Genomic DNA, 10,263 nt, shown 5'->3' on the forward strand with positions numbered 1-10,263 from the left:
GTAACTGACGACTGACAACTGAAAGGAAACGTACTCGTTTCCGTACTGACAACTAACTAACACGGGAACCGCGTAACAACTTCTGATACTCCGCATGTGCGTTCTGCGGATCGTCCTCACCGTCAAGCACACGCCGCAGGCACTGCACAAAACCGATTGGGGCATCTTCACCGAAGATAGTGCGCCCGAATAGGATAGCGCGCCCACCGTTGCTGACGACGTTGTCCGCAAGCGCAAATGTGCTACGCGCATTCTGACGGGGACCGCCCAACGCTCCGATTACTAACGTCGTGTCGAATTGACATAATTCGCTCCAGACTTCGGCGGTCGTATACGCCGTCTTGATAAAGCGTGGACGCTGGTGTTTCCGCAGATAACTCATCGTCCGAACAATAGAATCGGCGACATACATGCCACGTTTCTCATCATCCATCCCCGGCAGCTTGACATTCGGCAAGAACACCTCTAAGAGATGATCAAATCCTTCAATTTCACCGACAACATGCGCGAACTGCACATACGCTTGCAACATCCGTTCATCGGCGATTGGTTCATTGTTGAGTGTAATGGAATACAAACCAAGGTTGACTCGACACTCAAGTGCGGGACCGATGAGTGCCTCACAATAACGTTGCATATCTTCTGGAAACACCGTCTGAAACGGCATTGACGGACTCGACGTGTAAACCCCAAACCTCGGGTTCCAGATAGCCGTTTCCGAGTTCATACGGACAATCGGTGTAATTGGTGTGTTTTCAAACAGATTCTCATCAAGGGCAAGGATTTCTGCATCGGCAGGTGTCATCAGTAATCCATCTAACTGCCCATCAGCAACGAGGTCGCGTTGTAGTTGCAAAAACTCTGCGTGTGTTCGGTAGTGTGGTTTTGGATGCTGCACCTGCCCAAGTCCTTTAATCCCCGCGGATGCGAGTGGATCCGCAGCAAAAACCAGGATCGGGCTACGTGCAAGTAAGTCAGTATCAGCGAGTTTATCAAATATCCGGTTACCCATGTATAATTAATTCCTTGTAATTAGTTATCAGTACGGTTTTTCTGCGAAAAATCTTTCAGTTTTCAGTTAAGAGAAAGACTTGATGAATTCAGATCCGCCTCTTAACTGATAACTGACAACTATTAAAGTGTATTCGTTGGATCAATATCTATCACAAATTCAACAGCATTCGATTTAATTGCAGCCGGTGGCTCCTCAGTTAAGCGTTTAAGGAGTTGACCGATTTTTCCAACGGCGTTGCTCCGGAGCAAGAAATGCCACCGAAATTTCCCCTCAATTTTCGAGAGCGGTGCTGGCGCGGGACCGAGGATTTCTACTGTTGCCATTTCACTTTCGGAAACCTCTGAGGTGCGTCCTTGATCCGTTGGTTTGTAGGGGCTGGGTGACCCAGCCACTACAAGCTGATCCCGTACGGCGTGTGCAGTCTTTATAACCTCTTCCTCGTCTTTACCGCGGAGCAACAGCGTCGCAACGTGTGAAAAGGGCGGATATCGTAATGCCCCCCGCGCTTCAACTTCCTGCGTATAGAAATTAAGATAGTCGTGTTTCTGCGCAGCCAAAATGCAGTAATGCTCAGGCATATAGGTTTGAATGACGACCTTACCCTCAAGTTCAGCACGCCCAGAGCGTCCGGCGACCTGCGTCAGCAGGCTAAACGTCTGTTCACTTGCTCGGAAATCCGGAAGGTTCAAAGCCGTGTCTGCTGCAATAACACCTACAAGAGTGACATTCGGGAAATCCAACCCCTTTGACACCATCTGTGTGCCTATTAGGATATCAATCTGCTGGCGCTCAAACGCTTCCAAAATCTGCTGATGTGCGTTCTTCCGTGACGTTGAATCCGCATCAAATCGTTTCGCATTCGCCTTCGGAAACGACTTGCGGACCTCCTGTTCAACGGCTTCTGTTCCTGCCCCAAAAAATCGGATAGCCTCACTACTACACTGTGGGCATGCAGGGTGCGTCGGACGTTTGTTACCACAATGGTGACAAACGAGCTGCTTCGTTTCACGGTGATAGGTAAGCGAAATAGAGCAGTTGTCACACTGTTCAACATAACCACAGGTTCGGCAGAAGACATAGGTGGAATGTCCACGCCGATTGAGAAACAGGATAATTTGTTCACGCCGAACAAGCCGTTCTTCAATCGAACTTCGGAGCATCTCAGAGAAGATCGTCCGGTTGCCTTTTCTGAATTCGGCTCGCATATCAACGATGTGAACATCAGGCATCTTTCTGTCGAGAACACGGTCCGGCATCTCAAGAAGCCGGTAACTCCCGTTCTTTGCACGATAGAAACTCTCAAGTGATGGGGTCGCACTTCCAAGCAGGACGGGACAGTTTGCGAGTTCACTCCGCTTTTGTGCTACCTCCCGCGCGTGGTAACGCGGAGCGGTGTCCGACTTATAGGAATCCGAGTGCTCCTCATCTATAATCAACATTCCAAGTTCTTTCACAGGGGCAAAGATAGCAGAACGCGGTCCAATCACAATATCCGCTTCACCCTTTTGGATACGATGCCACTGATCGTAGCGTTCCCCATCGCTTAACCGGCTGTGCAGCAACGCAACACGATCCCCGAATCTTCCAACAAACCGCGATGCTGTCTGCGGTGTGAGCGAAATCTCTGGCACCAATACGATAATAGATTTTCCGTGTGCAAGGATTTCTGCCATCGCCTGCATGTAGACCTCAGTTTTTCCGCTCCCCGTCACGCCATGCAGTAGGAAAGTTGGTGCTTGATCAACGGTGCCCCTGTAGGGGCTGGGTGACCCAGCCCCTACGGCGTTCCGAATCTCCTCAAATGCTATTGATTGTGCCGGATTCAGGTGAAGCGGTTGTGTTGCCGGGACCGGTTCAGAACTCAGTGGATTACGAACCGCACGCGTACGGGCGATATGAATAAACCCACGCCTTTCAAGCGTGCGGAGTAGTGAAATGCTGGTTCCTACCCGTTTCGTCAGGTCGGTTGTTCCCAACGGAACACCTTCGTCAAGCAAAATCTGCAGAATTTCGGCATGTTTAGCAGCGGCAGCGTGTCGACGATTGCTCGTGCGCTGTCCAAGCGGATTTTCAGAACCCTCCGCGGCACTTTTAAGTTGAGAAATCTCCGCCTCAATTTCAGCAGGCGACAAAGCTAAAGCTGCTACATTGGTTTCCTGCGTGGTTGCTTTCGGTTTGTGGGTAACATTGGTCTCGACAGCACCTTTTTCGCTGAGTTTGGTAATTCTCGAACGGACACCTTGATAACTCAAACCCATCCGTCTGGCAAGTTGATTGATAGAAAGTTCACCCTCTGCTTCCAAAAGTTCGACGAGTTCTTTTTGGACTTTTCCGAGTGACCCTGAAAATTCAGGAAGAAGCCGGACCTGTTCTCTTTTCTGGGTTCGCACAGCAGCTGGCACTGCACAAAAAAGAGCGATACCCCACGGGCAAACATAATATTCCGCCATCCATTTAGTGAGAGCGAGCAGTTCAGCCGAGAACGTCGGAGCCTCATCAAGGCATTCGGAAATATTTTTGATAAGGTTAGGTGCCAGATCGGTATCATCGAGTCGTTCGACAACGACACCTTCCTGACGCGCGCTTCGGAAAGGTGCTAAAACACGGCTCCCAGGTTGTAAAACTGGGTCCAGTTTGGGAGGCACGCCGTACGTGAACACTTGATCGACCGATAGGGGAAAAGCGACATTTGCATAACGCATAATTAGTTGTCAGTAAGATGGGCTGTCGGCTATCGGCTATCAGTAACAAGAGGTTTTTTGATTAACAGAAAACCCTCTTTGCTGACTGCCGACGGCTATTTCCTTTCTATGCTTCAGACAAACGAGCAAGCACCTTTTTAACATCTTCCCACACTTCACGCTTGGCACCCGGGTTCCTGAGTAGGTATGCCGGATGATACGTCGGCATCACAACCGGAGGTTGTCTATGTGGTGGGACGCGTAGTCCTGCTACATTACATGGATGGAACTCCCCGCGAAGTTTTGTAATACCTATTTTCGTATCAAGCATCATCTGTGCAGCAAAACTCCCGAGTGCCACAATCACCTTCGGTTGAATGAGTTCTATCTGACGCACCAAATAAGGACTACACGTTTCAACTTCATCTGGGGCAGGGTTTCTGTTACCCGGAGGACGGCATTTAAGCACGTTGGCGATATAAACATCCCCGCGCTTGAGTTTCATCCCAGCCTCGATGATTTGCGTTAGCAATTGACCTGCTCTCCCGACAAAAGGTTCTCCTTGACGGTCCTCGTCAGCCCCTGGTGCTTCACCGATGAACATAAGGTCGGCACTCGTATCTCCGACACCAAAGACAACACTATTCCGCGTTTCATGTAATGGACATTTGGTACAACTCGCGGCATCAGTCGCCAAAGTAGGCAGGTCAAAGTCCGAATAAGAGGACACCTCCGCAGACTCTTGTGATTCTGCTTCTATGAAACCGAAGTGAAGTTGTTCTTCCATATATTCCCTCACACTCGCAACAAGTTCAATGTAATCTTTTCTGAAGTTATCTCTATCCATAATGGCTTTCAGTAAGAAAGGCTATCGGCTATCGGCTATCAGCAGTCAGTAAAGAAGTTTTTGGTAAAGAAACGTTTTCTTGCTGACCGCTGACGGCTGATGGCTTCTTTGCTATTGCCGCTGCCTGCTAATTCCGTAGATCGTAAATCAGAGACATACCATCGAACCAAGTAATATACAAGAAGAGCGCAATCAGGAGAACAATGCAGACCTGTTGGACAACCTCTTGTGCTTTCCGTGGCATCGGTCTGCCGCGGATCTTCTCAACGGCGAAAAACAGTAGATGTCCACCATCAGCGATAGGAATCGGCAACAGATTGACGATACAAAGGTTGATGCTAATAAACCCAATAAAAAAGAGCACGCTGCTCAACCCAACCCGATCGAACATACGGCTCGTCGCGTTTGCAATACCGATTGGACCGGCGAGATGCTTCGGTGATACCTCCCCACCTACCAGCTGTTGCAAGGTTCTACCGACAGTCGTAAATGTCAACCATGTCGCTTCGACCCCTTTTCCTAACCCTGTGAACAGGTTATACTCGGGTAGGGGTGCTGCTTTCTCCGAAAATTCTATTCCACTCAGGGAAACCTGCCATGCCAATCCGAAGAGGAGTCCGTCAGTCTTTGTCTCTGGACTTTGATTTTCCGCTGCAAGGATTACTTTTTGCAGGTTTCCATCTCGCATCAAACCGATCTCAATCGGTTCGTTTGCCATCGCCTCGAGTTGCGCGTGGAGGGTCGTCTTGTCTATTTCCTCTCCGTTAAGCGTAACAAGCACATCCCCATTCCGAATTCCGGCATCTTCAGCGACGCTCCCTTTCTGAACAGCTGCTGTCACACGCCAGTGTACTGGGATTTCAAGCGTGAATGTCTCATCACCACGACGAATGCCGAGCCGCAACGCCTCTTGATTTGCGTTGATGCGCTCATAAAATGCCTTATATTTTTCATCGATCCAGTTTGCCGAAGGATGCCACACGAGGTAACCAAAATATGGGACGTTATAGAGCCTCTCGCCATTGATACTCTCAATCTGGTCTCCCACTTGGATTCCGGCTTCTGCAGCGAGACTACCCTCTCTGACGTGACCGGCAATTGTCTCCATTTTACTACTCACCGAAAGTACACCTATATCTCCCCTGACACTCGGTTCAGCATCAGGTTTAACCAGCAAGGTCTCGCGTTTACCATTCCGTTCAACAACCAATTCGATCACTCTATTAGCACTCGTATATATCCTTGTTTGGAACATTGCCCAGTGACTCACCGAGTCGCCATTGACGGAAACAATTGTGTCGTCGGGCATCAATCCGCCCCTGGCACCGGCACCATCTTCAGCAACCCATCCTATCTGAATTGGACCCTTTTCACCGAGTGGTAAACCCGTCAATCCGCCGACTAACCGTGCGGAATCTGCGTTAAGTCCGGTAGCGAAGACAAGCCAATATATCAATACACCAAACAGGAGATTAACAACAGGACCCGCGGCGACAACAAATGCACGACTCCCAAGTGGTGCACTCGCAAATTCACCCGGAGCACCGGTTTGTTCGCTTGGGTTCTCACCCTCCATCTGCACGTATCCACCAAATGGCAATAGAGAGATTTTATACTCTGTTTCACCCCGTTGAAACCCGATAAGTTTAGGACCGAAACCGAGAGAGAACGTATTTACCTTAATACCACACCGTTTTGCCGCATAAAAGTGGCCCAACTCATGTATAAAGATAATAAACCCGAGAGGAATAATCGCGAGGATCGCCGTTTTAATGTACGGAATGATGGAACTGATTAAGTCGACCAAGAATTCCATAGTGTCTATTACTCCTTTATTTGATGTTTCTTTTATCAGTAGGGGCTGGGTTACCCAGCCCTTACACCTGATTGTGTTTTATTTTTTATTATTGAACGTGCTGTTGATTTTGCCCACCGATCAACCTCAAGGATATCCGAAAGTGTTGGATCGGCAATCACCACATGCTTATCCATCACACTCGCAAGGATCGCCGGGATATCCATAAATCCGATGCAAGCGTTCAGAAAAGCCTCTACGACCACTTCATCCGCACTACTGAGAACCACTGGTAGCGTGCCACCGACTTCTGCGGCGGTATACGCAAGCGATAGACACGGAAACTTCTCGAAGTCAACCGGTTCAAAGTGTAGCGCGCGAGACTCCATCAAATCCAAACGCGGCACTGGTGTAGAGAGTCTGCGGGGATAGGTTAACGCGTATTGGATCATAATACGCATATCTGTAGGTCCCAGCTGGGCAAGCGTAGAACCATCTGTCCATTCCACCATGGAATGAACAATACTCTCTGGATGAACAACGATGTCAATCTTTGAAAGTTCTATATCAAACAACCACTTCGCTTCAATGACTTCCAGTCCCTTGTTCATCATCGTCGCGGAGTCGATTGTGATCTTCTGTCCCATTTTCCAATTTGGATGTTGGAGTGCCTGTTGCGGCGTGACGGAATAGAGTTCCTCTTTTGGCACCTCTCGGAACGGTCCGCCTGACGCGGTAATCAAGAGTCGATGTATATCCGCTTGTCGGTCACGTGCGCCCTCCAAACACTGGAAAATGGCACTCATCTCACCATCTATCGGTATCAAGTTAACGCCGTTTTCTTGAACCGCTGCATTCACAAGAGGTCCCGCCATCACCATGACCTCTTTGTTGACGAAAGCAATATCTTTACCGGCGTTAATCGCTGCCAAAGTCGGTAACAAGCCTGCACTTCCACCCATTCCGTCCAAAACTTGGGACACTTCAGGCATTGTAGCTACGACTTGAAGCCCCTCGGTACCAGCGAGCACTTGTGGGTTTCCATTGAGGTCTCGAATCCGTTCACGGAGTTGGCACGCCGCTGTCGGTTCATTTAGAGCCACCAACGCGGGACGATACCGTCGAATCTGTTGCTCAAGGGCATCAACGTCTCGGTTCGCTGCAAGACCAACGACCTTAAATTCGTCAGCATGCGTGTCAACAACGCTGAGGGCGTTCTTCCCAATAGAACCCGTGCTACCAAGTATGGCGATGTGCTTCATAGTTTTAATAGTCACCAGTTATCAGTTATCGGTTATCAGTGAAGAGTCCCTTGTGGCAATCCCGTTTGCTGTATCCTCCACAGAAACCCTCTTTAACTTTGACCAAGAACTCGTCTACAGATAATTTTGCTAAGGCGCGAGTTCTTGGTCAAGACTGACAACTGATAACTATTCACGCTATCCCAAATTTCCGGTCAATTCCAGATAATAATAAAGAACGGGTGTGCTAAAAATCAGGCTATCGCATCTATCAATGAATCCACCGTGCCCCGGAATTACTTGTCCGGAGTCCTTAACACCGGCAGTTCGTTTCATAAGTGAGGCACTTAAATCCCCAAGTTGCCCCAACACACTCAATAGCAATCCAATAAAGACGGCATTTACCCAAGAGAGCGTTCCCTTCAGGAGAATCATACTCAGCACGAAACTCGTCAAAGTCCCTACAACCAATCCACCGATAGTCCCTTCGACCGTCTTTCGCGGACTCACCGGCGTGCCGAGTTTGTGTTTGCCGAACGCTCTCCCTACGAGATACGCACCGGTGTCACTGCACCAAATTATTCCAGCCAACAGAAAGATAAGATGCCTGCCGACCGGCTCCGCATTTCGTAGCAAAATAAGGTGGTACCCGAGTGCCCAACCGATCGTTAAAATGCCGGTTAATTTGAGAGTAGCAGCGAGCAATTCACCGGCGACCTTCCCTCTAAAAATACTTTCTGCGAAAACGTAGATGAAGACGAAGGTGAAGAAACTAAATATTACCGTTGATGCAGATACTGTCTCTGTCAGTGTAGGCAAAAAATACGCGAACAAACAGAACGCACTTGTTAAGAGTACCGGCATCACCGGATTCAATTTTTCCGTGAAGTGCTGTGCTAAGCGACAGTACTCAACTTGCATCATTACAACTGCAATAGACACAAGTAGCAGATAGAGCCAATTTCCCCAATAGACAATCAGGAGAACTAACGGTACCAGCACAACTACACTCAAGGCTCTCCGCCAAAACATAGGTTTTGTATCCTGCTAATCAGTAACTGACAACTATTCCTAAGTCTCTAATAACTCAGATTCTTTTGCCTCCGTCAACTCGCTAATCTGGTCGATGTATGCATCCGTGAGCTGCTGAACGGGGTCGTTACTTCCTTTTCCGCGCTTCTTATTGCCGCCGCGGCTCCTGCTTTTACCACCGCCATCGCCGTCACCACCTTCAAGTTTTTTGACAGCTTCATTGGCATCGCGGCGAATATTCCGAATCGCCACTTTACCCTCTTCAGCGAGTTTACGGACGACTTTCGTCAACTCGGTTCGGCGTTCCATTGTGAGCTCGGGGACCAAGATCCTAATAACGTTCCCGTCGTTACTCGTTGAGAATCCGAGATCGGAAAGAGCTATTGCTTTCTCAATTTCTGTAATTAGCGTTTTGTCCCAAGGTTGAATGACGAGCAGACGAGGCTCAGGAGTCGTAATCGTGCCGACCTGACTCAGCGGGCTTTTACTACCGTAATACGTAACGCTCACCTGGTCTAAGAGTGCTGTTGTCGCGCGCCCTGTTTGCACGTGCGACAGTTTCGTCGCCGTTGCTTCGACCGTTTTCTGCATTCGGGACTCAGCCTGTTGAAGAATTTGTTGCATCTGATTTTTCCCCAGAGTAGTTATCGGTTATCGGTTGTCGGTTAAAGAGTTTCCTCTGGCATCCACAGAAACCTCTTGTAACTTTAACCAAAAACTCGTCTACCGATACTTTTGCTAAAGCACGAGTTGTTGGTTAACACTGACAACCGTTCCGCTATTCCATTATCTTTACTGTCCAAGGACATAGAGCACAAAACGTTTGACGACGATATTCTCGCCTAATTGGGCTATAGCGTCCTTTACAAGGGTTTCAATGGTTTTGTCTGTATCGCGAATATAGGCTTGCTGTAGGAGGCATGTCTCTGAGTAAAACTTAGATATCCGTCCTTCAACAATCCGGTCAGCGATGTGGGCAGGTTTACCTTCTTGCTCCGCTTGAGCTTTCAAAATCGATTTTTCAGCCTCAAGGTCCTCGGCGGGTACATCCTCCGGCTTAAGGTATTTCGGTTTAGCGGCTGCGACCTGCATCGCAATCTCTTTCCCTAACGCTTGGAATTGTTCCGTTCGTGCGACAAAATCGGTTTCGCAATTCAGTTCAACTAATGTACCAACACGGCTGCCGGGGTGGATATATGAAATGATCAAACCCTCTTCTGTCGCCCTGCCACCTTTCACTTCGGAAGCTTTCAAGCCTTGCTCCCGCAACTTCTGAATCGCTTCGTCAATATTTCCATTCGTCTCTGTTAGCGCCTTTTTGCAGTCCATAATCCCTGCCCCCGTGCGCGAACGGAGGTCGCTAACGAGCTTTGCTGTAATTGCCATTTATCCTCCTCTTATTTTCGCTTTGGCTTTCTTCACAGTGAAGGAGCCGTGAGCGGTCGGAGGAATGGTTGTCAGTCCGAGAACGGGGACGTTCCGTTTCGGTGGTCAGTTATCGGTTAAGGGACCGCTTGTGGCATCCACAGAAACCTCTTGTAACTTTGACCAAGAACTCGTCTACAGATAATTTTGCTAAAGCGCGAGTTCTTGGTCAAGACTGATAACTGATAACCCTTCCTCTGATAGCCAATTTATTGAGACTGTTGTCG

8 protein-coding genes are annotated in these 10,263 nt (G+C 48.8%); all 8 read right to left on the reverse strand.

The genetic code is table 11. The features are described from left to right. Positions 1 to 52: 52 nt before the first annotated feature. Complete coding sequence (locus OXH39_02680; GenBank protein ID MCY3549338.1) at positions 53 to 1,012, reverse strand: hypothetical protein; 960 nt, start codon at positions 1,010 to 1,012, stop codon at positions 53 to 55. A gap of 122 nt (positions 1,013 to 1,134) precedes the next feature. After that, the gene (gene priA / locus OXH39_02685) at positions 1,135 to 3,717 is read right to left on the reverse strand and encodes a primosomal protein N' (GenBank protein ID MCY3549339.1); all 2,583 of its coding nucleotides are present in this window, start codon (positions 3,715 to 3,717) and stop codon (positions 1,135 to 1,137) included. A 106-nt stretch (positions 3,718 to 3,823) separates the two neighbouring features. Further along, positions 3,824 to 4,546 carry a uracil-DNA glycosylase gene (locus tag OXH39_02690; protein ID MCY3549340.1) on the reverse strand — a complete coding sequence of 241 codons (723 nt, stop codon included), beginning with the start codon at positions 4,544 to 4,546 and terminating at the stop codon, positions 3,824 to 3,826. A gap of 124 nt (positions 4,547 to 4,670) precedes the next feature. Continuing rightward, a complete protein-coding gene (gene rseP, locus OXH39_02695) occupies positions 4,671 to 6,359 on the reverse strand; it encodes an RIP metalloprotease RseP (protein MCY3549341.1) in 1,689 nt (562 codons plus the stop codon). 50 nt (positions 6,360 to 6,409) lie between these two features. Continuing rightward, positions 6,410 to 7,600 (reverse strand): 1-deoxy-D-xylulose-5-phosphate reductoisomerase, encoded by a 1,191-nt coding sequence (locus tag OXH39_02700; GenBank protein MCY3549342.1) that lies wholly within the window; start codon positions 7,598 to 7,600, stop codon positions 6,410 to 6,412. Between the two features lie 177 nt (positions 7,601 to 7,777). After that, the gene (locus tag OXH39_02705; GenBank protein MCY3549343.1) at positions 7,778 to 8,611 is read right to left on the reverse strand and encodes a phosphatidate cytidylyltransferase; all 834 of its coding nucleotides are present in this window, start codon (positions 8,609 to 8,611) and stop codon (positions 7,778 to 7,780) included. A 39-nt stretch (positions 8,612 to 8,650) separates the two neighbouring features. After that, a complete protein-coding gene (gene frr / locus OXH39_02710; GenBank protein ID MCY3549344.1) occupies positions 8,651 to 9,235 on the reverse strand; it encodes a ribosome recycling factor in 585 nt (194 codons plus the stop codon). A gap of 168 nt (positions 9,236 to 9,403) precedes the next feature. Then, a complete protein-coding gene (gene tsf, locus OXH39_02715; GenBank protein ID MCY3549345.1) occupies positions 9,404 to 9,997 on the reverse strand; it encodes a translation elongation factor Ts in 594 nt (197 codons plus the stop codon). Positions 9,998 to 10,263 lie beyond the last annotated feature (266 nt).

Source organism: Candidatus Poribacteria bacterium (assembly GCA_026702755.1).
Taxonomy (GTDB): Bacteria; Poribacteria; WGA-4E; order WGA-4E; family WGA-3G; genus WGA-3G.

What these genes read in the sequence shown, in the direction of transcription:
- OXH39_02680 (MCY3549338.1), bottom strand. Translation starts at nt 1,012, where the DNA reads ATGGGTAACCGGATATTTGATAAACTCGCTGATACTGACTTACTTGCA.
- priA (MCY3549339.1), bottom strand. Translation starts at nt 3,717, where the DNA reads ATGCGTTATGCAAATGTCGCTTTTCCCCTATCGGTCGATCAAGTGTTC.
- rseP (MCY3549341.1), bottom strand. Translation starts at nt 6,359, where the DNA reads ATGGAATTCTTGGTCGACTTAATCAGTTCCATCATTCCGTACATTAAA.
- OXH39_02700 (MCY3549342.1), bottom strand. Translation starts at nt 7,600, where the DNA reads ATGAAGCACATCGCCATACTTGGTAGCACGGGTTCTATTGGGAAGAAC.
- OXH39_02705 (MCY3549343.1), bottom strand. Translation starts at nt 8,611, where the DNA reads ATGTTTTGGCGGAGAGCCTTGAGTGTAGTTGTGCTGGTACCGTTAGTT.
- frr (MCY3549344.1), bottom strand. Translation starts at nt 9,235, where the DNA reads ATGCAACAAATTCTTCAACAGGCTGAGTCCCGAATGCAGAAAACGGTC.
- tsf (MCY3549345.1), bottom strand. Translation starts at nt 9,997, where the DNA reads ATGGCAATTACAGCAAAGCTCGTTAGCGACCTCCGTTCGCGCACGGGG.